Here is a 24,761-nt window from a genome sequence, read left to right on the forward strand (position 1 = left end):
ACCGGTTCCACTGCGCGTCACATTACGCATCCCGTAAACTGTTACCGCCACGCCGAATTGTTACTTAGCTCTACCCGCTCTGAACGGCCTCGAGCACTGCAACGAAGCCGCTGCGTATTTTTACGCACCAAAAGAGATCACGCCACCGGCGGCCGCTTCGCCTGGATCACGATGAACGGCGAAACCACCACCGCCCAGATCTCTGGATCGCGGCTTTGCAGGTCAAGCGCCTGTTCGGCCGTGACCGGCCCGACAGTGCCATCACTGCGCCACTTGGCGAAGATCTCGCTGCGATTCTCGGCCATCGCCGCGGCAACTTCGATCAGGTCAAGGCTGGGGTCGACCCAAATCAGGTCACCTTTGGCCCAGAAACGCTCCAAAGCCGTCCACTCGATTGTCGCCGTCTCGCCAAGCAATTTGGCATAGAGGGTGCTTGTTTGATCAGTCATGGGTTTGTACCCGCAAATTCCGCCAATGAAAAATGGCCGGCATTTTTGCAGAAAAACCCGGTTTCAAATATGTAATTTGGTCGATTGGCTCCGAAGTTGTGGGGTGGAGCCCTGAATACAGGCAAAGTGATGGCGCTTTTCTGTATCTTTGTGTCGACCATGCGACAACCCGTAGAACAGGCACTTTTTGCCCGCTTTTCAAGCGCGCGGACAGCGCTCTACACTGTACCGGTACAGTTCCGGGACATGTTCCGGGGGAAGGTGGGCATGCAGTGTGGCGTGGCCATGCCGCAAATCCCGCCCGGTCTGTAGCCCTGGCCGCCAGGACTATAAGAATTACAACAGAATGAGTGGAGCACTATGATCAAGATTTCCAAGCTGTTCGCCGCAATGGTACTGGCCGGGGTAGCCAGCCATTCGTTTGCCGCCGATACCATCAAGATCGGGATCGCGGGCCCTAAAACCGGCCCTGTGACCCAGTACGGCGACATGCAGTTCATCGGCGCCAAACAGGCCATCAAGGACATCAACGCCAAGGGCGGCGTCGATGGCAAGATGCTCGAAGCCAAGGAATACGACGACGCCTGCGACCCTAAACAGGCCGTGGCAGTCGCCAACAAAGTGGTCAACGACGGCGTCAAGTTCGTCATCGGCCACCTGTGCTCCAGCTCCACCCAGCCAGCGTCCGACATCTACGAAGACGAAGGCGTGATCATGATCACCCCGGCCGCCACCTCGCCGGAAATCACCGCCCGTGGCTACAAGCTGATCTTCCGCACTATCGGCCTGGACAGCGCCCAGGGCCCGGCTGCCGGCAACTACATCGCCGACCACGTCAAGCCGAAAGTGGTCGCCGTGCTGCACGACAAGCAGCAGTACGGTGAAGGCATCGCCACCGCGGTCAAGCAGACCCTCGAGAAGAAAGGCACCAAGGTTGCCGTCTTCGAAGGCCTGAACGCCGGTGACAAGGACTTCTCCTCGATCATCCAGAAGCTCAAGCAGAACAACGTCGACTTCGTCTACTACGGCGGCTACCACCCGGAACTGGGCCTGATCCTGCGCCAAGCCCAGGAAAAAGGCCTGAAAGCCAAGTTCATGGGCCCGGAAGGCGTGGGTAACGACTCCATCTCGCAGATCGCCCAGAACGCCTCCGAAGGCCTGCTGGTCACCCTGCCGAAGTCGTTCGACGCCGACCCTGAGAACAAGGCCATCGTCGACGCCATCAAGGCAGACGGCAAGGACCCGAGCGGTCCGTTCGTGTTCCCGGCCTACTCGGCTGTGGAGCTGATCGCCAAAGGGATCGAAGCGGCCAAGTCCGAAGACACCGACAAGGTGGCGGCAGCCATCCACGCCGGTTCCTTCAAGACGCCAACCGGCACTCTGACCTACGACGAGAAAGGCGACCTGAAAGACTTCAAGTTCGTGGTCTACGAATGGCACTTCGGCAAGCCGAAGACCGAAGTCTCCCCTCAGTAACTGCGTGACTAATAGCTGACCGTAGAAGCCCACTGTGCGAGCAGTGGGCTTTGTTTTACGAGGTTCATGGGCCTGATCCCCGCGATCCGGGGGCCGACCCACCTGAAAATCTTAAAACCGTCACCCGCGGTTTCCTGGCCGTACCCCGGCCAGTGAAATGCAAATCAGGTTTTTAGGAGCGCTGTAATGCCTGAGATCTACCATTTCTTCCAACAACTGGTTAATGGATTGACCATCGGCAGCACCTATGCCTTGATCGCCATCGGCTACACGATGGTGTACGGCATCATCGGCATGATCAACTTCGCCCACGGCGAGGTGTACATGATCGGTTCCTATGTGGCCTTCATCGCCCTGGCGGGCCTGGCCATGATGGGCATCCATTCGCTGCCGATCCTGATGACCGTCGCCTTCGTCGCGACGATCTGCGTTACCAGTGCCTATGGCTACAGCATCGAACGGGTTGCCTACCGCCCCCTGCGCAACAGCAACCGCCTGATCCCGCTGATTTCTGCCATCGGCATGTCGATCTTCCTGCAGAACACGGTCTTGTTGTCGCAAGACTCGAAGGACAAATCCATCCCCAACCTGATCCCTGGGAGCATCTCCTTCGGGCCCGGTGGTGCAGAAGAAGTATTGATCAGCTACATGCAGATCCTGGTGTTCGTGGTCACCCTGGTGGCCATGACCTGCCTGACCCTGTTCATCTCCCGTTCCCGCCTGGGCCGCGCCTGCCGCGCCTGCGCCGAGGACATCAAGATGGCCAACCTGCTGGGCATCAACACCAACAACATCATCGCCCTGACCTTCGTCATCGGCGCCGCCCTGGCGGCCGTGGCGGCCGTGCTGCTGAGCATGCAGTACGGGGTGATCAACCCCAACGCCGGTTTCCTGGTGGGCCTGAAGGCCTTCACCGCGGCGGTACTGGGCGGCATCGGCAGCATTCCGGGCGCCATGCTCGGCGGGCTGGTGCTGGGCGTTGCCGAAGCCTTCGGTGCCGACATCTTCGGCGACCAGTACAAGGACGTGGTGGCATTCGGCTTGTTGGTTCTTGTCTTGCTGTTCCGGCCGACCGGCATCCTCGGCCGCCCGGAGGTTGAAAAAGTATGAACAGAAATCTCAAACAGGCGTTCTTCAGCGCCTTGCTGGTCTGGGCCGTGGCCTTCCCGGTGCTGGGCCTGAAGCTGAGCATCGACGGCATCAGCCTGATCGTGCACAGCCAAGGCTCGTTCACCATCAGCATCATCGCCGTGTGCTCGGTGCTGATGTTCCTGCGCGTGCTGTTCGACAAGCAGTGGAGTTCGGTGATGGGCCGTCGCTCGGATCGCAAACTGATCCCGCCGGCCGTCAGCAACTACCTGACCCTGCCGAAAACCCAGCGCTATGTGATCGTGGGCCTGATCGTCGCGGCGCTGGTATGGCCGTTCTTCGGTTCGCGCGGGGCGGTCGACATTGCCACGCTGATCCTGATCTACGTGCTGCTGGGCTTGGGCCTGAACATCGTGGTCGGTCTGGCGGGGCTGCTCGACCTGGGCTACGTCGGCTTCTACGCCGTCGGCGCCTACAGCTACGCGATGCTCTCGCACTACCTGGGCTGGAGCTTCTGGGTCTGCCTGCCGATCGCCGGCCTGATGGCCGCCACCTTCGGTTTCCTGCTCGGCTTCCCGGTGCTGCGCTTGCGCGGTGACTACCTGGCGATCGTGACCCTCGGCTTCGGCGAGATCATCCGCCTGTTCCTGCGCAACCTCACCGACTGGACCGGCGGCCCCAACGGCATCAGCAACATCCCCAAGCCGGAGTTCTTCGGCCTGACCTTCGAACGCCGCGCCGCCGAGGGGATGCAGACCTTCCACGAGTTCTTCGGGCTGGAATACAACTCGATCAACAAGGTCATCTTCCTCTACCTGGTCGCCCTGCTGCTGGCCCTGCTGGCACTGTTCGTGATCAACCGCCTGCTGCGCATGCCGATCGGCCGCGCCTGGGAAGCGCTGCGCGAAGACGAGATCGCCTGCCGTGCGTTGGGCCTGAACCCGACCATCATCAAGCTCTCGGCCTTCACCCTGGGTGCCTGCTTCGCCGGTTTCGCCGGCAGCTTCTTCGCTGCGCGCCAGGGCCTGGTGACGCCGGAGTCGTTCACCTTCATCGAGTCGGCGATCATCCTCGCCATCGTCGTGCTCGGCGGCATGGGCTCACAACTGGGCGTGATTCTCGCGGCCATCGTGATGATCCTGCTGCCAGAGCTGATGCGTGAGTTCAGCGAATACCGGATGCTGATGTTCGGTGCGCTGATGGTGTTGATGATGATCTGGCGTCCGCAAGGCCTGCTGCCTATGCAACGTCCCCATATGGAGCTGCATCGATGAGCCGTGAAATTCTGCAAGTCAGCGGCCTGAGCATGCGCTTCGGCGGCTTGTTGGCGGTCAACGGCGTAGCCCTGACCGTCAAGGAAAAACAGGTGGTGGCGCTGATCGGCCCGAACGGCGCCGGCAAGACCACGGTGTTCAACTGCCTGACCGGCTTCTACAAGCCAAGCGGCGGCACCATCCTGCTCGACGGCCAGCCGATCCAGGGCCTGGCCGGCCACCAGATCGCCCGCAAGGGCGTGGTGCGGACCTTCCAGAACGTACGCCTGTTCAAGGAAATGACCGCGCTGGAAAACCTGCTGATCGCCCAGCACCGTCATCTGAACACCAACTTCTTCGCCGGCCTGTTCAAGACCCCGAGCTTCCGCCGCAGCGAGAAGGAAGCCATGGAGCGCGCGCAGTATTGGCTGGAGAAGGTCAACCTGACCGAGTTCGCCAACCGTACCGCCGGCACCCTTGCCTACGGCCAGCAGCGTCGCCTGGAAATCGCCCGCTGCATGATGACCCAGCCGCGCATCATCATGCTCGACGAACCGGCCGCCGGCCTGAACCCGAAGGAAACCGAGGACCTCAAGGCGCTGATCGCCTACCTGCGTGAGTCGCACAACGTCACCGTGCTGCTGATCGAGCACGACATGAAGCTGGTGATGAGCATCTCCGACCACATCGTCGTGATCAACCAGGGCACGCCGCTGGCCCACGGCACCCCGGAGGAGATCCGCGACAACCCTGATGTGATCAAAGCCTACCTGGGGGAAGCGTAAATGCTGAAGTTCGAGAACGTTTCCACCTTCTACGGCAAGATCCAGGCGCTGCACAGCGTCAACGTGGAGATCAACCAGGGCGAGATCGTCACCCTGATCGGTGCCAACGGCGCCGGCAAGTCGACCTTGCTGATGACCCTGTGCGGCTCACCGCAGGCGCACAGCGGCAGCATCAAGTACCTCGGTGAAGAACTGGTCGGCCAGCCGTCCTCGCACATCATGCGCAAAAGCATCGCGGTGGTGCCGGAAGGCCGCCGCGTGTTCGCCCGTCTGACCGTCGAGGAAAACCTGGCCATGGGCGGCTTCTTCACCGACAAGGGCGACTACCAGGAGCAGCTGGACAAGGTCTTGCAGCTGTTCCCGCGCCTGAAGGAGCGTTACATCCAGCGTGGCGGCACCATGTCCGGTGGCGAGCAGCAGATGCTGGCGATCGGCCGGGCGCTGATGAGCAAGCCCAAGCTGTTGCTGCTCGACGAGCCTTCGCTGGGCCTGGCGCCGATCATCATCCAGCAGATCTTCGACATCATCGAACAGCTGCGCCGCGATGGCGTGACGGTGTTCCTGGTGGAGCAGAACGCCAACCAGGCGCTGAAGATTGCCGACCGGGCCTATGTGCTGGAGAACGGCCGGGTGGTGATGCAGGGCACCGGTGAAGCACTGCTGACCGACCCGAAAGTGCGCGACGCGTACCTTGGGGGGTGATCCGGAAAAAGGGCCTTCGGGCCTTTTTTTCTGCCTGTGAGAAATGTATCGGCAGCACCGGCCTCTTCGCGGGTAAACCCGCTCCCACAGGTTATGCAGTACCTGTGGGAGCGGGTTTACCCGCGAAGGGGCCGGCACAGGCAACCATTTACTTGAGATCCGCTGCCAGCCTGAGTAACGTGGCCAGCTCTTTGAAGATCCCCGGAGCCCGCCCCATGCGCCTCACCCCTACCCTGCTGCTCACCGCCCTGCTGCCCCTGTTCGCCGGCTGCCAGTTGCTGGCCGAGCAACCTCGCGACCCGAACATCGGTACCACGCGCATGCAGGGCGAGCTGAGCGCAGGTGGCGGCCGGCTGTTGTTCAAACCCTGCGGTGAAACCCGACACTTCGTGATCAACGATGTCGCCAGCACCGGCATCCTCCAGGAGTCCGTCAACCTGGCCAAGGACGCCAACGCCAAACTGTTCGCCGACGTACGCGGCCGCCTGACCGGCAGCAAGCAGGCCGACAACGATGGCCAGCTGGAGGTCAGCCGCCTGTACCGCCTGGAGCCTTCCACCCGCGCCTGCGACGACCCCAACTTCAAGCAACTGACCCTGCGCGCCAATGGCCATGAACCGGATTGGGACATCAAGGCCAGCGGCAAGGGCATGGTGCTCAACCGCATCGGCAAGGACCCGCTGCCCCTGCCATTTCTCGAAGAAGAAGTGCCCGGCGGCGGCCTGACCCTGACCAGCGAAGCCAACGGCCAGCACGTTGAACTATGGGTCGCCCCGCAACGCTGCGTCGATGGCGCCACCGGCGCCGTGCGTCACCTGCGCGCAGAGCTGCGCATCGACGGCCAGACCCTGCGCGGTTGCGGTTACTACGGCGGTGCGCGCGACAACTGATCGCCGGGTGCTTTTATCCTGCCAGTCGGGGCGGCTAACAGCTTATACTTGGCGGTTTGTGTAAAGCCGCCGGCCGCCCATGGCCGGGATACTGGACCCTGCCATGCTACGAATCACCGAACTGAAGCTGCCCCTGGACCATCCCGACGAAGCCCTGCGTGAAGCCATCGTCCAGCGCCTGGGCATCCGCGACGAACAACTGCTCAGCTTCAACCTGTTCAAGCGCAGCTACGATGCGCGCAAGAAGAACAGCGAGCTGCTGTTCATCTACACCATCGACCTGCAAGCCAGCAACGAAGCCGAGCTACTCAGCAAGTTCGCCGACGATCACAATATCGGCGTGGCACCCGACGTCACCTACAAGTTCGTCGGCCAGGCCCCGGTCAACCTGCAGGAACGCCCGATCGTGGTCGGCTTTGGCCCGTGCGGTATCTTCGCCGGCCTGTTGCTGGCGCAGATGGGCTTCAAGCCGATCATCCTCGAGCGCGGCAAGGAAGTGCGCCAGCGCACCAAGGACACCTGGGGCCTGTGGCGCAAAAGTGTGCTCAACCCCGAGTCCAATGTGCAGTTCGGCGAAGGCGGCGCCGGGACCTTCTCCGACGGCAAGCTCTACAGCCAGATCAAGGACCCGAACCATCACGGCCGCAAGGTCCTGGAAGAGTTCGTCAAGGCCGGTGCGCCAGACGAAATCCTGTACATCAACAAACCGCATATTGGTACCTTCCGCCTGACCGGCATGGTCGAGCAGATGCGTCAGGACATGATCGCCCTCGGCGCCGAAGTGCGCTTCCAGGAAAAGGTCACCGACCTGCTCACCGAAGACGGTCAACTGACCGGAGTGGTGCTGGAGAGCGGCGAACAGCTGCACTCGCGCCATGTAGTCCTGGCCCTGGGCCACAGCGCCCGCGACACCTTCCGCATGCTGCACGCCAAGGGCGTGTACATGGAAGCAAAGCCGTTCTCGGTGGGTTTCCGTATCGAGCACCCACAGACGCTGATCGACAAGGCGCGCCTGGGCAAGTACGCCGGCCACCCGAAACTCGGCGCCGCCGACTACAAACTGGTATACCACGCCAAGAACGGCCGTTCGGTGTACAGCTTCTGCATGTGCCCGGGCGGCACCGTGGTCGCCGCCACCAGCGAACCTGGCCGCGTCGTCACCAATGGCATGAGCCAATACTCGCGCAATGAGCGCAATGCCAACTCCGGTATCGTCGTCGGCATCGACCCCGAGCGCGACTACCCGGGTGGCCCTCTGGCCGGCATCGAACTGCAGGAGCGCCTGGAAGCCCATGCCTACGTCATGGGTGGCAGCAACTACCAGGCACCGGCGCAGCTGGTGGGCGACTTCGTCGCTGGCAAACCGTCCACCGCACTGGGCAGCGTCGAGCCGTCGTACAAGCCGGGAGTGACCCTGGGTGACCTGGCGCCGAGCCTGCCGGACTTCGCCATCGAGGCAATTCGCGAGGCGCTGCCGGCGTTCGACCGTCAGATCAAAGGCTACAACCTGCATGATGCGGTACTGACCGGGATCGAAACGCGCACCTCGTCGCCACTGCGCATTACCCGTGGTGCGGATTACCAGAGCCTGAACATGAAAGGGCTGTTCCCGGCGGGTGAAGGTGCGGGATATGCCGGTGGCATTCTCTCGGCAGGTGTGGATGGTATCCGTATCGCCGAGGCCGTGGCTCGCGACATCCTCGGCCTTTAAAGCTACTGGCCTCTTCGCGGGTAAACCCGCTCCCACAAGTACTGCACAGTTTCAAGGGTTGTGCGGTCCCTGTGGGAGCGGGTTTACCCGCGAAGAGGCCGGTGCAGGACAACAAAAAACCCCGAACAGGCCTGGCCCGTTCGGGGTTTTTAATTGCCGCGGCGATCAGTGCGAAACGCGGCTGGTACCGTCAACGGTCATGATGCGCACGCGGTCGCCAACGCGGAAGATTTCGTTCTCCTGCACGGCCTGCACATAGGCGCGCATGCTGCCATCGTCTTCACGCACGGTGATTTCCACGCCCTGGGTACGGGTAATGCCTTCCTCGGCGGCCGAACCTGCCAGGCCACCGGCCACTGCACCGATCACGGCAGCTACGATGCTGCCACGGCCACCGCCAACCGCGCTGCCCGCCACACCACCGACAATGGCACCAGCACCACCGCCAATCGGGGTCTTGGTGCCTTCGATCTTGACCGGACGCAGGGATTCGATAGTACCCATGCGCACGGTCTGCACGCGACGGGCTTCATCACGGGAGTAGCTGTCACCGGTCAGGCTCGAGGCACAGCCACCGAGCAGCAGCGACATGGCGGTGAAAGTCGCCACCAGCAAAGCGGATTTACGCATGGGTACAATCTCCATAAAACAGGTGTCCATTAGACGCTGCGCAATGACGGCTGTCACGGCGCGAACGCAAAAAAATTATTTCCATTCAGCCCCTGTACAGCCTTGGTGGACAGTAATGTGGGCGTTACAGCTCAGACCAAGGATAGCCACGGATTACTTCATCATGTGGGAAGAAGTGTGGCTTGAGGAGGGAATGGGGCTGCCTGGCAGCCCCAAGGGTATCAAGGCGCCAGGCGCTCACGCGCCCACTGCCCGTCGACCAGCCGGTAGTTCAACCGGTCATGCAGGCGGCTGGCCCGTCCCTGCCAGAACTCGATCCGCTCTGGCAGCAAACGGTAACCACCCCAATGGTCCGGACAATGCGGTTGGGTATCGGAAAAGCGCGCCTCGGTGGCCTTGACCAACCCTTCGAGCTCCTCACGATCGGCAATCACCCGGCTCTGCGGCGAGGCCCAAGCCCCCAGGCGGCTGCCCAGCGGGCGCACCTGGTAATAGTCATCCGACTCCTTGGCCGTGACCTTTTCCACCCGCCCTTCGATCCGCACCTGGCGCTCCAGGGCCGGCCAGAAGAAGGTCATGGCAGCGAACGGGTTGGCCAGCAGCTGCTGGCCCTTGGCGCTGTCATAGTTGGTGAAAAAGGTAAAACCACGGTCATCGAGGCCCTTGAGCAGCAGCACGCGACAATGCGGACGGCCCTCGCTATCGACCGTAGCAAGGGTCAGGGCGTTGGCTTCCACCGGAGGCTGCTCGGTCTTCACTGCATCGGCAAACCACTGGTGGAACAAGGCGAACGGCTCACCCGGTGCCTGGGCTTCAGCCAGGCCATCACGGGTGTAGTCGCGGCGCATATCGGCCAGGGATTGGGTCATGGCTGCGTTTCCTTGACGATCAGTTGGTCTTCGCAGGGCTGTTGGCAGCTACTTTCTTGTCGGTGGTAGCGGCTTTCTTGGCGGCAGGCTTGGCTGGCGCAGCTTTTTTCTTGGCAGCGGTCTTCGCCACAGGCTTGGCAGCGGCTTTTTTCGCAGCTGGCTTGGCGGCCGGTTTCTTGGTTTCGGCAACCTTGGCGGCAGGTGCCTTGGCATCCTGAACGGCAACCATGGAAGCCGGGGCCGGGGCCGGGGCGGCTTGCTGATACTTGGCCAGCAAGGCAAGCATGGTGTTCTGCGGCGTCAGCAGCATTTCCACGCGACGGTTCAGGGCGCGGCCTTCGGGGCTGTCGTTGGCGGCACGCGGCATTTCCGAGCCCATGCCCTTGAGCGACAGGCGGTCGCGCTGCAGGCCACTCAGACGGAAGATCGCCGATACCGAAGCGGCGCGCTCAAGGCTCAGCTTCTGGTTGGCAGCGGCCACGCCGCTGGTGTCGGCATGGCCGAGTACCAGCACGGCAGTCTTGGAGTCACCCTCGACGGCCTTGGCCACGCGGGTGATCGGGCCCAGGGTCATCGGCAGCAGCATGTTCGGGCGATCCGGGTTGTACGAGCTGTCGACCGGGATGGTCACCACCAGCACGTTGTCGCGGCGCTCCAGCTCCAGCTTGCTGTCCTTGAGGGCTTCACGCAGCTTCGGCTCGTACTGGTCCAGCCAGGCCTGAGTGGCCTTTTCGTCTATTTTCGGTACCACAGGGCCTTTGGCCTGCTTGTCATCACCACCGAACGGCCACCACCAGCGGCTGGCGCTCTCGGACTTGGCGTCGGCCTTGGCGACCTTCTCGGTGACCGCTGCTTTCACTTCCTTATCGGCAACCTGGTCCGAGCCGAATGGCCACCAGCTGCTGCCGCCTTCGTTGGAAGCGTCCTGGGAATGGCTGGCGCAACCGGTGATGGCGGCCAGGCACAGGGCGAGAGCTAAGGTTTTATGTGAAGACATCAGCGATACACCATGAAATTGAAAGATATTTTGCCAACGCAGTTCAGGCGTTGGCATTGAGGATAGTCAAAGGGATTGCGTAATACCCGCGTTACCCGATCAAAGGCAAGTGCCAAGCACGCGTACCAGCTGCTGGGCTCTTGGGTCCATGAGCACGTAAGGGCCTAGCGTATTGACCACGAAACCGAAGGCCACGTCGTGCTCCGGGTCGGCGAAGCCGACCGAACCACCGGCGCCTGGATGACCGAAAGCACGAGCGCCGAGGCCGAAGGTGGCGTTGGCCACATCGGGCTGGTCGAGCATGCATCCCAGGCCAAAACGGGTCTGGGTCAACAGGGTACGGTCCTGGCCAAGGCTGTGTTCACGGGTCAGTTCGTCGAGCAGTTCGGATTCGAGCAAGCTGCCGTCGAGCAGGCCTGCGTAGAAGCCTGCCAGGCTGCGCGCATTACCGTGGCCATTGGCCGCCGGCTGCTGCATGCGCCGCCATTCAGGCTTGTTGGTGCTGGTCAGGATTGCCGGCGGGTTGGTGAAGGCGCGGGTCGACAGCGCTTCGGGTTCGCGCAGGGTCACCTGCAGCAGGCGCTGGGCTGCGGCATCACCCGCGTTGCCCTTGCCACGGGCAATATGTGCCACACGGTGGAACTCTTCGTCGGGCAGGCCGACATGGAAGTCCAGCCCCAGTGGCCGGGCTGTACGGGCGACGATCGACTCACCCGGACCACGGCCATCGGCACGGCGGATCAGTTCGCCGATCAGCCAGCCGTAGGTGATGGCGGCATAGCCGTGTTCGGTGCCGGGGGTCCACCAGGGCGTTTCAGCGGCCAGGGCGTCGACCATGGCCTGCCAGTCGTACAGGGCTTCAGCCGGCAGCAGCTCGCGGATGGCCGGCAGGCCGGCACGGTGGCTGAGCAACTGACGCAGCGTGATGTTCTGCTTGCCGGCCTGGGCGAATTCCGGCCAGTAACGCGCCACAGGGGCATCCAGGGCAAGCTTGCCCTCGCCCACCAGCTGCAGCGCCGTCACGGCGGTGAAGGTCTTGGTGCAGGAGAACAGGTTGGCGATGGTATCGCTGTGCCAGGCCTGCTGGCCGTCCTTGTCGGCGCTGCCCGCCCACAGGTCGACCACGGTCTGGCCACCGACCTGGATGCACAGCGCGGCGCCACGCTCCTGGGAATCCTCGAACAATGCCGCGAACGCCTCGCGCACGGCTTCGAACTTCAGCTCATAGTGACCCTGGATCTGCACCCGCTGTTCTCCGTACGACCTTGCTGACAAAGGTGTGCATTGTTTCAGTAGTTGGTGGTTTTGCCTACCGGGCAAGGCCGGATGGTCTGCTGCCGGGCAACGATGTCATCCGTGCCTGGGGCGCAGAGCGCCCCCGGTAGACCTTCAGGGGGCCTTTTTCTCCAGCTCGCCACGCAACTGACCAACGGCCTGCAGGTTGCTCTTGCGCACCGCCTCGACAAACCCCGGATACGCCACATCGGTAATGGCCACCAAGCCGAGGTGGCCATTCTCGCCATCAAGCAGACGCCCGCTGGCCGGCTGGTCGAGGTACTGGAACCAATGCGCGCCGACGATCATCGGCTGGGCCAGCGCGGCCTTGAGGAAGTTGCCATAGGCAGGCCCGCGATCCTCTTCCCTTGCCACCTCCATCGGCCCTGGCCAGAACGGCCCACGGTCGCGTGAACCGAACTGGAACTCGGACACCAGCACCGGTTTGTCGAGTTCGGCCAGGCGGGCGAAGTCATAGCCATCCTCGGGCTTGAGGGTATAGAAGTTGAAACTCAGGACATCGCAGAACTCGGCGCACGCCTTGACGGCTTCCGGCGTGCTCACGGCATAGCGGCCGCCCAGCAGCAAGTGGTTGGGCGCGTGCCATTTCAGCGCATCGGAAATGGTCTTGAAGTAGGTCTCGGCGAATACCTGCTGGAAATACTGGTAATCGCGCTCGATCTCCGGGTGCTCGGGATTCGGCAGTGGCGCCTCGAAGCCCGGGTCCTCCATCAGCTCCCAGGCTTGCAGGTCGATGCCCCAGGCCTTGGACAGCCCCTGCTGGTTGCGGTACTTGTCACGCAGCTGCTTGAGGAAGGCGCGCTTGGCTGGCACGTCGGTGGTCAGGCGCAAGGTGCCGTAGGCCAGGCCATAGCGAGCCTTGGGGTCGTTGCCGGGCGCGGCCCAGGCCAGCTCGTTGTCGGCGAAATAGCCGATCAGCCAGGGGTCGTCGCGGTGATCGCGTGTGGCAATGGCCACGGCGCGTTCCGTGGCCATGGCAAACCGCGGATCGAACGGGTCTGGCATGCGGCCCCACCAGTCCATGCCGGTGCTGATGCTGGCATAGTCACCGACGATCGACAGGGGCAAGGTATAAGGCATGCGTTTGGCCTGGCCAAAAGCCGGGTCGCTCCAGTTGCCCAGGGTATTGAAGCCCCAGGCCTGCAGCCGGTCCAGCGTGTGCCCTTGCCAGCGCTCGGCATCCAGCGCCAGCGCTGGGCACTGCGCTGCGGCTTGCCCTTCCACGGCAGGTGGGCAAGGTTTGCCATAGGTGCGCTGGATGTTCGCGGCATAGAAGTCGAACCACCGCCCCTGCTTGAAACTGCGCCCATGTGACGAGGGATTGCCATCGTCGTTGTTGCCTTCACCATAGAAGGCCGTCAATGGGTCGCCTTCACCTGGCAGTGCCTTGAACATACCCTCGCGGCCCGCAACGTATGTGCGCCCCCCATCGGCGGCCACGGCATTGACGCCCAGCGAAAAGAACGGATGGCCTTGCGGGGTGACCAGGTACCAGCGGCCATCGCGCTTCTGGGTGCGGAAGAAGCCCTTGGCTTCGAATGCCGGCCCGGTCAGCAAACCACCGTAGTTGTCCAGTGGCTGCTTCTGATACTCAGCCAGCCAGCTCTTGAGCTGCTGCTGTTCGCGACCGTCGGCGGCCTTGAGCTGATCGTCACTGGCGATCTTCTCGGGCCAGTGCCCTCGAGTGGACTGGCCGTAGGCGTCGATCAACTCGTGGTAAGCGGCCTGGTAAGCAAGGTCGTCGTCCTGCAGCCCCACTTTCTCGATCAACAGGTTCTGCGCCACTTTCGGGTTGGGTATGGTCAGGCTGACAGACACGACCTGCTTGAGCTCGACATCACCGGCGCTGCCGGTCAGCAGCACCCGCTGCCCTTCGTAGAGCCACGGCATGGGCGGCCCGGCACGCATGCCCTGGCTCAGCGGCGAAGTGGCCTTGAGCGGCACCATGACCGTTTGCGCAGGCCCAGCGGGCAGGTCGACACGGCTGGTCAGCGTGCGCCCATCACTGCCGAGTACGGTAACGTCAACGGTCAAGGCCCAGTCCTGGGCGCTTTGCATGCGCAGGGTGAGAAACTGCGCGGCCGACCAGTCCCACACGCCGCTCTGCGGGCTCAGGCGCAAGGTCGGCCGTTCGACCGGATTGAACACCACTCGCCTGAGCACCTCGCCTTCGGCCGTCTGTTCCGCATTGTACTGTGGCATGCCGGTGCCTTCGGTCGCCACATTGACCACCGAGGCCGGGCGGACGAAGCTGAACAGCGTCTGCTGCCCGGCCAGCAAAGGCGTGCTGAACAGCAGGGTGAATACCACGGGCAAGGTGTGGCGGATCATAGGGCTGGGGCTCTCCTTCCAGGCCCTCATGAGCCCGCGACTGAGTAATGGACAACGGGCCGGCGCCTCGTGCTCCGGCCGTCAGGAAATTTCCCGCCGGAAAGGCGGCAGCGCGTTGAGGATAGCCTTGCCGTAGCGCTGCGTAACCAGACGCCGGTCCAGCAAGGTAATGACGCCGCGATCCTGCTCGGTACGCAGAAGGCGACCGCAGGCCTGGATCAGGCGCAACGAGGCGTCGGGCACGGCAATTTCCATGAACGGGTTGCCACCACGCGCTTCGATCCACTCGGCCAGGGCCGCTTCGACCGGGTCGTCGGGTACCGCGAAGGGGATCTTGGCGATGACCACATGTTCGCAATAGGCGCCAGGCAGATCGACGCCTTCGGCGAAGCTGGCCAGGCCGAACAGCACGCTGTGCTGGCCATCGTCGACTCGCGCCTTGTGCTTGTTCAAGGTTTCCTGTTTGGACAGGTTGCCCTGGATCAGCACCAGCTTGCGCCAGTCGCGATCGAGGCCGTCGAACACTTCCTGCATCTGCTTGCGCGAGGAGAACAGCACCAGCGCGCCACGGGCATCTTCGACGATGTTCGGCAGTTCGCGGATGATGGCCGCAGTGTGTGCCGCCGCGTCACGCGGGTCGGCTTTGAGATCGGGGACCCGCAAAAGGCCGGCATCGCCGTGCACGAACGGGCTGGGGACCACGCACGTGACGACATCGCGGGGCAACCCCGAGCGCATGCGGAAGCGGTCGAACTTGCCCAGCGCGGTCAGCGTGGCCGAGGTCACCAGGGCGCCATGGGCGACGCTCCAGAGGCTGCGGCGCAGCATCTCGGCGGCCAGGATGGGGCTGGCATTGACTTCGATGTCGAACAGCGCACCGCTTTCGGCCAGGGTCAGCCAGCGCGCCATGGGCGGGCTGTCTTCCGGGTCTTCGGCGGTGAACGCAGTCCACAGCTCCCAGTTGCCCTGGGCACGTGTGACCAGGCTGCCGAACAGCGGGTACCACTCCTCGGCCTGGTGGCTGGCGATGCCGATGCTGACCTCCCCGTCCATGCCTTCCTTCAGCAGGTCGGCCAGGCGGGTGAACAGGTCATTGAGGCGGGCGAAACCCTTTTTCAATTCGATGCCGACTTCGCGCATCTGCTCTGGCACCACACCGCCCTCGAAGCGATAACGCGGGCGCTCACGGCCTTCGGTGTCCTCACTCGGGCGGAAGTCGGCCACCTGCTCGCACAGCGTGAACATGAACTGTTGCTGGGTGCGCACTTCCCGCGCCAGCTCCGGCACCTGTTCGATGTACTTGCCCAGGTCGCCCGGCAACGGGTGCTGGGCCAGTAGCTTGGTCAGGTTCTTGGCGGTCTGCTCCAGCCAGTCGGCGGTGGAGCGCAAGCGCGAGTAATGGGCGAAATGGCCGATGGCCTTGTCTGGCAGGTGGTGGCCTTCGTCGAACACGTACATCGTGTCACGCGGGTCGGGCAGCACTGCACCACCGCCCAGCGCCAGGTCAGCCAGGACCATGTCGTGGTTGGTGACGATCACATCGACCTTGCCCATGCCTTCGCGGGCCTTGTAGAACACGCACTGCTGGAAATTCGGGCAGTGGCGGCCGGTGCACTGGCTGTGGTCAGTGGTCAGGCGCGCCCAGTCCTGGTCCTCGATGGCCTCTGACCAGCTGTCGCGGTCGCCGTCCCAACGGTTGCCGGCAAGCTTTTCGATCATGCTGTTGAACAGCTTCTGACTGCGCTCGTCGACCTCGATATGAAAGCCTTCTTCCTCGAACAGCTGGGCAGTAGCCGACTGCGCGTGGCCCTCCTGCAGCAGGATGTCGAGCTTTGAAAGGCACAGGTAACGGCCACGGCCTTTGGCCAGGGCGAAGCTGAAGTTCAGGCCGCTGTTGCGCATCAGGTCCGGCAGATCCTTGATGACGATCTGCTCCTGCAAGGCCACCGTCGCAGTAGCGATCACCAGGCGCTTGCCAGCGGCCTTGGCGGCCGGGATCGCGGCCAGCGCGTAGGCGACCGTCTTGCCGGTACCGGTGCCCGCCTCCACCGCGACCACGGCGGGCTCGCCAGCGCGGCGGCCTTCGTCGTCACAGGCGATGTCGCCGAGCACCTTGGCCACTTCGGCGATCATCAGGCGCTGGCCATACCGCGGCTTGAGGCTCTTGGCTTCGAGAAAACGCGTGTAGGCGCCCTGGATAGTAGCTTTGAGTTCGTTGCTGATCATGGTCTGCAGGCGCCCGAAGGGCTGGATATATTTTCAGTGTTTCGCATGGGGCGGCTATCATACCCCGCTATTGCCCTTTGTGCCGCATGGAGATCCGGATGCTTGCCTTTGCCTTGCCCTATACGTTGCATGTCCTTGCCGCCCTTGTGTGGGTCGGCGGCATGTTCTTCGCCTGGCTGATACTGCGCCCGGCAACGGTTGCAGCCCTTGAAGGGCCTGCCCGCCTGCGCCTGTGGGTGGAAGTTTTCCGACGCTTCTTCGTCTGGGTCTGGCTGGCCGTGGCGATTCTGGCGATAAGTGGTATCGGCATGTTGCACATGCGCTTCAGCGGCTTCGAGACTGCGCCTAAATATGTGCACGTGATGATTGGCGGCGGCATTGCCATGTTCGCGCTGTTCATGCGCATTCAGGCATTGCTGTTGCCGGAACTCAAGGCGGCGGTACAGGCCGAGGACTGGCCGGCAGGGGCCGCGGTACTGGGGCGGATCCGGCGGATGGTGGGGGTCAACCTGCTGCTGGGCCTGGCGGTGGTTGCAGTGGCCAGTTCGCGCCTGCTGATGTAATGGTTTCCGCAGACCTGCAGGAGCGGCCTTGTGTCGCGAAAGGGCTGCGCAGCAGCCCCAGCAATCTGAGCGGTGATGCATATAGATAGGGGCTGCTGCGCAACCCTTTCGCGACACAAGGCCGCTCCTGCAGGGGGTGCGCAGGGTCCTTCAGAGGCGCTGCAGGATCAGTTCACCCTCGGCCCCTGCCAGCCCAGGCTGGCCCTCCTGCCCCGGCCGTCCGTTGGCTCCGGCATCGGTGCGATACACCAGGCAACCTTTGCTCGCCCCGCCCTTGCCCGCCTTGCCGGCAGCGCCCGCCTTGCCCGGGGCACCGCCCTCCAGCCGCACCACGATACGCTCCTGCGCGAATCCCTGCGGCAGGCTCAGGCGAATGTGCCCGCCTGGCGCACCATCATGGCCGTTGCCCCCGTCATCGCCATTCGCCCCTTTGCCTGCCTGGCCCCAGGTGCAGCCACCCGCCTGGCCATTGGCGCCATCAAGGCCGCTGTAACCCGGTGCGCCGGCGCCTCCGCGGGCATCGATGGCCAGGCGCTCGGCATCGACTTCAGCGAGCTTCAGTTCCAGCCTACGAGGGGAGCGCGCAGCCCGTTCATAAGTGCCGGGCGCCCCCGGTGCGCTGAACTCGCTGCCCTCGCCCAGCACCGCGCTGCGCGCATCGATAACCAGCGGTGCTTCGGCGGGTGCAATGGCAATCCGCGCATCGCGGCCCAGTTGCAAATGGTCGATCTTCAGCTCGGTCAATGTGGCCGGCAACAGCAGGGTCGCCGAATCCGCCACGCGCAATTGCTCCAGGTGCACGTTGGCCGACTTGTTCGGCAGGCGCAGCATGGAATGGGCGGCAACCTCCAGGCTTTGCGCCTGGGCCATGGGCGCGACCAATGCCGCCAGCAACATCAATTTACGCATGGCGAGGCGCCTCCTGCGCACGGGGTATGGACATGACATGAAAGATGCCGGTCAGCAGGATCTGCAACCGGTCGAACCAGCGATGGCTGCGACCGCGCAGGCTGCCGTTGAAGAACAGCACTTCAAGAAAGTGCAGGCCCAGCACGAAAATGCCCAGCGCATTGATCAGCAGATTCAACGGCAATGGCTGCGGCATCATCAGGTTGAACAGCACCACGCCCCAGAACGCCACGGTCAGGACCTTGCCCAGGCCCAGGATGAATTTCATACCCCGCCCCTACGTTTCTATTTATTGTCATGCCGACGCGGCCCGGGAACGGGCCGCGCAGCCAAAACTACCTGCATGCACCGGTGCACGCCAGCGCGCTCAGTTCAGATGCAGGTCCACCCGTCGGTTGTGCGCACGCCCCTCATCGGTGGCGTTGTCGGCGATTGGCTCTTGGGCGCCATGCCCTTCGCTGGTCACCTTCTGCGGCGCCATGCCCTGACTGATCAGATACTCGGCGACACTGGCGGCGCGGCGTTCGGAAAGGGTCTGGTTGTAGCTGTCGGAGCCGACGTTGTCGGTATGCCCGACCACCTTGATGCGCGTGACCCCCAGCTCGTTCAGGCGCGGCAGCAGGCTTTTCAGGCGCTCCTCGCTTCCTGGGGTGAGGTCAGCGGAATTGAAAGCGAACATCACTTGGCCCTGATCGTCGAGGGTGATCACCTCGGGTTTGGGCTCTGGTGCGGGTTGGGACGGCGGATACTGCGGCAGCGGGCAGCCCATGTGGTCAACCGCTGTGTTGGCCGGGGTATCGGGGCAACGGTCGCGACGGTCGAACACCCCGTCACCATCTTCGTCGCCATCCTGGGCATAACAGATCAGCCCACCGGCGATCGCGCCGAGGGCACCCAGGCCAGCCGCCCAGCTCGAGTTTTCGATGGCGCCAAGGCCACCACCCACCGCACCACCGAGCAGGCTGCAGATGGGCCAAGTCCTTTGATTGAGGGGCGCACTGCCGTCACTGTGGGTGGCACAGCCTGCAAGCAGGCTGGTAACCAACAGCAACGGCATCGCCGCCTTCGACATTACACTCATGATGAATGCTCCTGTGTCATCGGCCGCAACCGGCTAACAGGATTAAAGACGCGCCCGCGCCACTTCTCAAGGCGCGGGCGCCAGGCCGTCAACGCTGGATCTTGATCTCGGTGCGACGGTTCATGGAACGCCCATCGGCCGTGGCATTGTCTGCCACAGGCTGGGTTTCACCAGCACCGCCCACCGAAACGAAGCTGGCGCGAGGCACGCCACTTTCAGTCAGGTAGTCAGTGACCGAGTGGGCACGGCGCTCGGACAGTTTCTGGTTATAGCTGTCGGAACCCACGCTGTCGGTATGGCCGGTCACGGACAGGCGGGCGCTCGGCGCTTCCTGCTTCAGGCGAGTGGCAATGGTGTTCAGGCGTTCCTTGTCGGCAGCGGTCAGGCGTGCGGAATTGAATTCGAAGTGCACATCGCGAATGACGATCACTTCTTCCTTCTGCACCACCACTTCCTCGACAACCGGTGGCGGCGGCGGGCAGCCATTGGCATCGACCTGCACGCCGCGCGGGGTGCCCGGGCACTTGTCACGGCTGTCCGGCACGCCATCGCCGTCCTCGTCGCCATCGCCATGAGCCCAGCAGTAGCCTGCTGCCAGGCCACCACCAAGCAACGCGCCCCAGCCAGCCCAGCTGGAACTCTCGATGGCACCCAGGCCGGCACCGGTAATACCCCCGACGGCAGCACACTTAGGCCAGTCGGTTTTTTGCAAACCTGCACAACCAGTCAACACACTGGTGAGCAGTACCAGGGGTAACGCTGTGCGTACTATGCTCATTTTCGTAGCTTCTCCTAGGGGAATCGGCACAAGACCGATCTCTGGGAGTAAAGACCGCACTCCTCATCCCTGCCAGCAATAAGCCACGACGCGGCCACTTGCCTCTATGCCAGCGGACAGCAGCCCGCTAGTCTTGGATGACTTGAACGAGGATTGGCAATGACCGACGGTTTTTCCCAGCGCACCCCGCAACAAGCCCTGGCTGCCCTGCTAGAGCGCTTCACCCCGCAGCGTCTGCTGCTGGTGGGCACCCGCTTCCCGGCTCTGGATGCCTTTGCCCAGGCTCACCACCAGGTGACCATCGAAACCTGTGCGCCGGGGCCATTGCCAGCAGGGCTGGCTGCGCAGCGCTTCGACCTGGCGGTGCTGGTGGACTGCCTGGAGCACCTGTCCAAACGCTCCGGCCTGCAACTGCTGGGCGGCATCCGCAACCTCAACGCAAGCCGGGTTGCCGTGCTGGCCGACCTGCCCGCCTGCGGTTGGCAAGACACCGATTTCTTCTCCCTGGCGCTGTCGGCCAGCGAGAAATTCCGCCGTGATGAGCAGGTGTTGAGCTTGTTCACCTATGATCTACATGACTACAAGCAGGTCCCGGACTGGCTCAATGCCAGGTTCTGGGCCAACCCTGAAAACTTCGGCAAATACTGGTGGTGATGATGAGTGTCTCGGTTTGCCCTTGTGGCAGCGGCAATCTGCTCGACGCCTGCTGCGGGCACTACCACGCCGGCACCCCGGCTCCCGACGCCCAGACGCTGATGCGCTCGCGTTACAGCGCCTACGTGCTGGGGCTGGTCGACTATCTGGTCGCCACGACCCTGCCGGCCCAGCAGGCCGAGCTGGACCGCGCTGCCATGGCGGCATGGAGCGCCCAGAGCACCTGGCTGGGCCTGGAGGTGGAGGGCGCCGAAGTGCTTGGCGGCCAGCCCGAACACGCCTTCGTGACCTTCACCGCGCGCTGGCATGACCAGGAGGGCGACCATCAGCACCGCGAGCGTTCTGCTTTCGTGCAGCACGAGCGGCGCTGGTACTTCATCGACCCCACCGTCGAGCTCAAGGCCGGCCGCAACGACCCCTGCCCCTGCGCCAGCGGGCAGAAATTCAAGAAATGCTGCGCCAGCTACGTCGGTCATTGAGCATGATTGCCGCCTCGCGCCTGCTCTTGCTCAGCTTGATGCTGTCGCTGCTGGCGGGCTGCGCGATCTGGGGCGACGATGACTGGCGCGAGCCAGAGATGCACCTGGACAAAGTCGAAACGACCAAGGCCCGGCTGTTGCAACAGGAATTCGTCCTGCACCTGCGTATCGACAACCCCAACGACAGCCGCCTGTTCATTCGCAACCTGAGTTATTCGGTGTGGCTCGACGACCTGCTGCTGGCGCAGGAAGACGTCAGCCTCTGGCGCAGTGTCGGCGGGCATGCGCGGCGCACGTTCAAGATCACTGCGCGGACCAACCTGTGGCAGCACCTGAAGCCATTGGCCAAGCTGCTCAAGAGCGGGCAGCCGCTGCGCTACCGCCTGCAGGGCGAGCTGGCGACCGGGCTGATCGTCCATCAGGACCTGCACTTGTCGCGCAGTGGTGAGATAATCCCCGGCGATTTCTTACCGGAGTAACCCTGCAATGACCCAGCAACCCCATGTACATGGCCCGGACTGCAACCACGATCACGATCATCATGATCACGACCACGGCCATGTACACGGCCCGCACTGCAACCACGGCCACCAGGAGCCGGTGCGCAACGCCCTGAAGGACGTTGGCCGCAACGACCCGTGCCCGTGCGGCAGCCAGAAGAAGTTCAAGAAGTGCCACGGCGCTTGATCGAGACTTGAGTTGCAAGCTGCAAGCTGCAAGTAAAAGCAGATCTGATTCTGTCTTGACGCTTGCAGCTGGCAACCGCTCGTAAATAAAGCTCCACCGCATCTTGCATGGCGCCAGCGCGCTCACTACCTTAGCGCCTTTCGACCCTCGCCACGCCTTGCAGGAGCCCTTGTCATGGCCGCCCCCGTCCTTCCCCCCTTCCGCCTGCGGTTGACCGCCGCCGCCACCTTGCTCGGCATGCTCGGGCTCGCCGGCTGCCAGATGGGTGGCTATCAGGACAGCGTGCCACCGACCAGCGGCGTGCAACCGCTCAAGGGCCTGGCGCAGAACGTTTCGGTCCGGCGCAACGCCATGGGTGCGCCGCTGATCGAGAGCAGCAACTTCCATGACGCACTGTTCACCCTCGGCTATGTGCATGCAGGCGATCGCATCGAGCAGATGCTCGCCATGCGCCTGCTCGCCCAGGGTCGCCTGGCGGAGCTGGCCGGCAGCGAAGCACTGGACATCGACCGGCTGATGCGCGCCGCCAACCTCAAGCAGAGCGCCGCCCAGCAATACGCAGACGCTTCACCACGCCTGAAACGCTTCTTCGAAGTGTATGCCCGTGGGGTCAACGCCTACCTGTTCCGCTACCGCGACAAGCTGCCGGCCAACCTGGCCAGCAGTGGTTACCGCCCGGAGTACTGGAAGCCTGAAGATTCGGCACTGATCTTCAGCCTGTACGCGTTCAGCCAGTCGGTGAACCTGCAGGAAGAACTCAGCGCCCTGACCCTGGCGCAGAAAGTCGGCAACGACAAGTTGCCCTGGCTGCTGCCCGGCGCACCGGACGAACCCCTGGCCGAAGCCGAAGTGGACAAACTCAAGGGCCTGAACCTGAGCAGCCAGCTGCCCGGTCTGCCGGCGCTGGCAGCGGCCAGCCAGAAGCTCGCCGACCTCGACCTGCTCGGCAGCCCCGGTTCGGCCAACCTGGCACTGGGCCCGCAACGCAGCCGCAGCGGCAAGAGCCTGCTGGCCAGCGACGGCCGCGCAGCCTGGGCCCTGAGCCCGGTGCAGATCCACACCGGCAAGTACCAGGTTGCCGGCCTGTCACTGCCTGGCCTGCCCATCGTGCTGGCCGGCTACAACGGCAAGCTGGCCTGGAGCAGCAGCGCGGTGATGGCCGACAACCAGGACCTGTACCTGGAGCAACTGCGCCATGCCGGCAGCCAGGTGAGCTACCTGGCCGACGGCAAATGGCAGCCGGCCCGGGCCCGCAGCGAGACCTTCTTTGTTCGCGGCCAGCGCCCACAGCGCGAGGTGATGTACGACACCCGCCACGGCACCCTGCTCCCCCAGGCGGGCAACGCCAGCCTGGGCCTGGCCCTGAGCCTGCCCCAGCTCAAGGGCGACCGTAGCCTCGATGCGTTGTTCGACCTGACCCGCGCCCAGAATATCGAACGCGCCTTCGACAGCACCCGAGAAGTCGCTACCGCAGCGCTCAACTTCGTATTCGCCGAGCCCGAACACATCGGCTGGCAAGTCAGTGGACGCTACCCGAACCGCCGGGAAGGCCAAGGCCTGTTGCCGTCGCCTGGCTGGGACGGCCGCTATGACTGGGATGGCTATGCCGACCCGATGCTGCACCCGTATGACCAGGACCCACCGGCCGGCTGGATCGCCCACGCCAATCAACGCAGCCTGCCGCGTGGCTATGGCATGCAGCTTTCCAGCACCTGGTACTACCCCGAGCGCGCCGAGCGCCTGGGCCAGCTGGCCGGCAACGGCCGCCACGACAGCCGCAGCCTGATGGCCTTGCAGAACGACCAGGTGACGCTGCTGGCCGACAAGCTCAAGCAGATGTTCGACGCCCCCGGCATGGCCCAGCCCCTCAAGCAGGCGATCGACGCGTTGCCTGCGGGCCAGCGTGACAAGGCTCGCGGTGCACTTGCCCGGTTGAAGGCCTTCGACGGCCGCCTGAGCCCGGTGTCGGCGGATGCGGCGCTGTACGAGCTGTTCCTTCAGGAAATCACCCGGCAGACCTTCCTCGACGAACTTGGCCCGGAATCGGGCCCTGCCTGGCAGGCGTTCGTCAGCAACGCCCGGCTGTCGTACTCGGCCCAGGCCGACCACTTGCTGGGCCGCGATGACAGCCCGTTCTGGGATGATCGCAACACGCCGCAAAAAGAAGACAAACCTGCCATCCTCGCCCGCAGCCTGGCGGCTGCCGTCGATACCGGCACCGCGCAACTGGGCAGTGACAGCCGCGCCTGGCAGTGGGGCAAGCTGCACCAGTACCGCTGGCCAGCCCCGGCTTATCACGGCCTGGGCGATGCACTGAGCCGCTCGCCACTGGCCGCCGGTGGCGATTTCACCACACTGGCCCTGACCCCTTACGCCTGGGGCAGTAATTTCGATACCCGCCTGCCAGCCTCGGCGCGGATGATCGTCGACTTCGGCCAGGCCGAGCCGCTGCAGGTGCTCACCAGCAACGGCCAGTCAGGCAACCCGGCCAGCGGGCATTACAGCGACGGGCTGGATGCCTGGTTCAAAGGGCGGTTCATGAATTTGCCGCTGCAGCCGCAGAACTTCGGACGGGCTTACGGGAGCCAACGGTTGACGCTGGTGCCGGGGCGTTAGTGATGTGAAAAAGCCGCCGGGACTGGCGGCTTTTTCTTTCATGACAGCGTCAAGCCGTTACGACAGCGAGTTCGATTCGCTGACCGAGCACATGTAAAGCGTGCTCGACCTGCTCGATCTTGGAGCGATGCAACAGATCCACCAAACGATCGACCTGGGGACGATTTACACCCAGCCGCCGCGCCATCTCTGTTTTACTCACTCTCTGCTCGACCATGGCATCCGGCATCCCAAACACCATCCGAACTTCCACCGTCCACCAAGGCTCCTAACTGGTAACCCCACACCAG

The 24,761-nt window shown here is 63.6% G+C and carries 25 protein-coding genes; 13 read left to right on the top strand and 12 right to left on the bottom strand.

From position 1 onward, the window contains the following. Window positions 1-137: 137 nt before the first annotated feature. The gene (locus tag ACIPW4_RS23610; protein WP_400662092.1) at window positions 138-449 is read right to left on the bottom strand and encodes a DUF2288 domain-containing protein; all 312 of its coding nucleotides are present in this window, start codon (window positions 447-449) and stop codon (window positions 138-140) included. 360 nt (window positions 450-809) lie between these two features. Here ACIPW4_RS23610 and ACIPW4_RS23615 point away from each other — a divergent pair, with 360 nt between their 5' ends. From ACIPW4_RS23615 to ACIPW4_RS23645, 7 genes are all read left to right on the top strand, one after another. After that, window positions 810-1,925, top strand: coding sequence for a branched-chain amino acid ABC transporter substrate-binding protein (locus tag ACIPW4_RS23615; RefSeq protein WP_008097477.1), 1,116 nt, complete (start codon window positions 810-812; stop codon window positions 1,923-1,925). A 186-nt stretch (window positions 1,926-2,111) separates the two neighbouring features. Next, window positions 2,112-3,035, top strand: coding sequence for a high-affinity branched-chain amino acid ABC transporter permease LivH (livH, locus tag ACIPW4_RS23620; protein WP_110639633.1), 924 nt, complete (start codon window positions 2,112-2,114; stop codon window positions 3,033-3,035). Then, window positions 3,032-4,288: a high-affinity branched-chain amino acid ABC transporter permease LivM gene (locus ACIPW4_RS23625; protein WP_400662095.1), complete on the top strand. Its 1,257-nt coding sequence runs from the start codon at window positions 3,032-3,034 to the stop codon at window positions 4,286-4,288. Before livH ends, ACIPW4_RS23625 begins: the two co-directional genes overlap by 4 nt. Further along, complete coding sequence (livG, locus tag ACIPW4_RS23630; RefSeq protein WP_003254878.1) at window positions 4,285-5,052, top strand: high-affinity branched-chain amino acid ABC transporter ATP-binding protein LivG; 768 nt, start codon at window positions 4,285-4,287, stop codon at window positions 5,050-5,052. Before ACIPW4_RS23625 ends, livG begins: the two co-directional genes overlap by 4 nt. Beyond that, complete coding sequence (locus tag ACIPW4_RS23635; protein WP_003254879.1) at window positions 5,053-5,754, top strand: ABC transporter ATP-binding protein; 702 nt, start codon at window positions 5,053-5,055, stop codon at window positions 5,752-5,754. Window positions 5,755-5,969: 215 nt separating this feature from the next. Continuing rightward, window positions 5,970-6,644 (top strand): COG3650 family protein, encoded by a 675-nt coding sequence (locus tag ACIPW4_RS23640; protein WP_400662098.1) that lies wholly within the window; start codon window positions 5,970-5,972, stop codon window positions 6,642-6,644. Between the two features lie 103 nt (window positions 6,645-6,747). Further along, entirely contained in the window at window positions 6,748-8,355 is a 1,608-nt protein-coding gene (locus ACIPW4_RS23645; protein WP_400662100.1) for an NAD(P)/FAD-dependent oxidoreductase, read from the top strand. A 165-nt stretch (window positions 8,356-8,520) separates the two neighbouring features. Here the strand turns inward: ACIPW4_RS23645 and ACIPW4_RS23650 are convergent, their stop codons facing one another. From ACIPW4_RS23650 to dinG, 6 genes are all read right to left on the bottom strand, one after another. Next, a complete protein-coding gene (locus tag ACIPW4_RS23650; protein WP_400662103.1) occupies window positions 8,521-8,985 on the bottom strand; it encodes a glycine zipper 2TM domain-containing protein in 465 nt (154 codons plus the stop codon). A 221-nt stretch (window positions 8,986-9,206) separates the two neighbouring features. Next, window positions 9,207-9,854, bottom strand: a complete 648-nt coding sequence (pdxH, locus tag ACIPW4_RS23655; protein ID WP_400662106.1) for a pyridoxamine 5'-phosphate oxidase — start codon at window positions 9,852-9,854, stop codon at window positions 9,207-9,209. A 19-nt stretch (window positions 9,855-9,873) separates the two neighbouring features. Then, window positions 9,874-10,851, bottom strand: a complete 978-nt coding sequence (locus tag ACIPW4_RS23660) for an OmpA family protein (RefSeq protein WP_400662108.1) — start codon at window positions 10,849-10,851, stop codon at window positions 9,874-9,876. Between the two features lie 99 nt (window positions 10,852-10,950). Further along, entirely contained in the window at window positions 10,951-12,096 is a 1,146-nt protein-coding gene (locus ACIPW4_RS23665; protein ID WP_400662111.1) for a serine hydrolase domain-containing protein, read from the bottom strand. Between the two features lie 144 nt (window positions 12,097-12,240). After that, window positions 12,241-14,478 carry a beta-galactosidase gene (locus ACIPW4_RS23670; protein ID WP_400662114.1) on the bottom strand — a complete coding sequence of 746 codons (2,238 nt, stop codon included), beginning with the start codon at window positions 14,476-14,478 and terminating at the stop codon, window positions 12,241-12,243. Window positions 14,479-14,559: 81 nt separating this feature from the next. Beyond that, the gene (gene dinG / locus ACIPW4_RS23675; protein WP_400662116.1) at window positions 14,560-16,704 is read right to left on the bottom strand and encodes an ATP-dependent DNA helicase DinG; all 2,145 of its coding nucleotides are present in this window, start codon (window positions 16,702-16,704) and stop codon (window positions 14,560-14,562) included. 98 nt (window positions 16,705-16,802) lie between these two features. Between dinG and ACIPW4_RS23680 the strand changes: the two genes are divergently transcribed. Next, window positions 16,803-17,267, top strand: a complete 465-nt coding sequence (locus tag ACIPW4_RS23680; protein WP_400662118.1) for a CopD family protein — start codon at window positions 16,803-16,805, stop codon at window positions 17,265-17,267. 150 nt (window positions 17,268-17,417) lie between these two features. Here ACIPW4_RS23680 and ACIPW4_RS23685 read toward each other — a convergent pair whose 3' ends face one another. The 4 genes from ACIPW4_RS23685 to ACIPW4_RS23700 form a co-directional block, all read right to left on the bottom strand. Then, a complete protein-coding gene (locus ACIPW4_RS23685; protein ID WP_400662121.1) occupies window positions 17,418-18,176 on the bottom strand; it encodes a collagen-like protein in 759 nt (252 codons plus the stop codon). Then, window positions 18,169-18,444, bottom strand: a complete 276-nt coding sequence (locus ACIPW4_RS23690) for a DUF1145 domain-containing protein (protein WP_400662123.1) — start codon at window positions 18,442-18,444, stop codon at window positions 18,169-18,171. Before ACIPW4_RS23690 ends, ACIPW4_RS23685 begins: the two co-directional genes overlap by 8 nt. A gap of 99 nt (window positions 18,445-18,543) precedes the next feature. Continuing rightward, window positions 18,544-19,257 (bottom strand): OmpA family protein, encoded by a 714-nt coding sequence (locus tag ACIPW4_RS23695; protein WP_400662126.1) that lies wholly within the window; start codon window positions 19,255-19,257, stop codon window positions 18,544-18,546. 88 nt (window positions 19,258-19,345) lie between these two features. Then, window positions 19,346-20,035: an OmpA family protein gene (locus tag ACIPW4_RS23700; protein ID WP_400662128.1), complete on the bottom strand. Its 690-nt coding sequence runs from the start codon at window positions 20,033-20,035 to the stop codon at window positions 19,346-19,348. Between the two features lie 159 nt (window positions 20,036-20,194). Here ACIPW4_RS23700 and ACIPW4_RS23705 point away from each other — a divergent pair, with 159 nt between their 5' ends. From ACIPW4_RS23705 to ACIPW4_RS23725, 5 genes are all read left to right on the top strand, one after another. Further along, complete coding sequence (locus ACIPW4_RS23705; RefSeq protein WP_400662130.1) at window positions 20,195-20,689, top strand: DUF6231 family protein; 495 nt, start codon at window positions 20,195-20,197, stop codon at window positions 20,687-20,689. Window positions 20,690-20,691: 2 nt separating this feature from the next. Continuing rightward, a complete protein-coding gene (locus ACIPW4_RS23710; RefSeq protein ID WP_400662133.1) occupies window positions 20,692-21,168 on the top strand; it encodes a YchJ family protein in 477 nt (158 codons plus the stop codon). 2 nt (window positions 21,169-21,170) lie between these two features. Next, the gene (locus tag ACIPW4_RS23715; RefSeq protein ID WP_400662236.1) at window positions 21,171-21,647 is read left to right on the top strand and encodes an LEA type 2 family protein; all 477 of its coding nucleotides are present in this window, start codon (window positions 21,171-21,173) and stop codon (window positions 21,645-21,647) included. A gap of 7 nt (window positions 21,648-21,654) precedes the next feature. Beyond that, on the top strand, window positions 21,655-21,855 hold the full coding sequence (locus ACIPW4_RS23720) for an SEC-C metal-binding domain-containing protein (protein WP_400662136.1): 201 nt from the start codon (window positions 21,655-21,657) through the stop codon (window positions 21,853-21,855). Window positions 21,856-22,029: 174 nt separating this feature from the next. Further along, entirely contained in the window at window positions 22,030-24,471 is a 2,442-nt protein-coding gene (locus ACIPW4_RS23725) for a penicillin acylase family protein (protein WP_400662138.1), read from the top strand. Window positions 24,472-24,520: 49 nt separating this feature from the next. Here the strand turns inward: ACIPW4_RS23725 and ACIPW4_RS23730 are convergent, their stop codons facing one another. Beyond that, complete coding sequence (locus ACIPW4_RS23730) at window positions 24,521-24,700, bottom strand: hypothetical protein (RefSeq protein WP_400662140.1); 180 nt, start codon at window positions 24,698-24,700, stop codon at window positions 24,521-24,523. Window positions 24,701-24,761 lie beyond the last annotated feature (61 nt).

Origin of the sequence: Pseudomonas sp. NPDC089996 (genome assembly GCF_044748405.1) — a bacterium.
Classification (GTDB): Bacteria; Pseudomonadota; Gammaproteobacteria; order Pseudomonadales; family Pseudomonadaceae; genus Aquipseudomonas.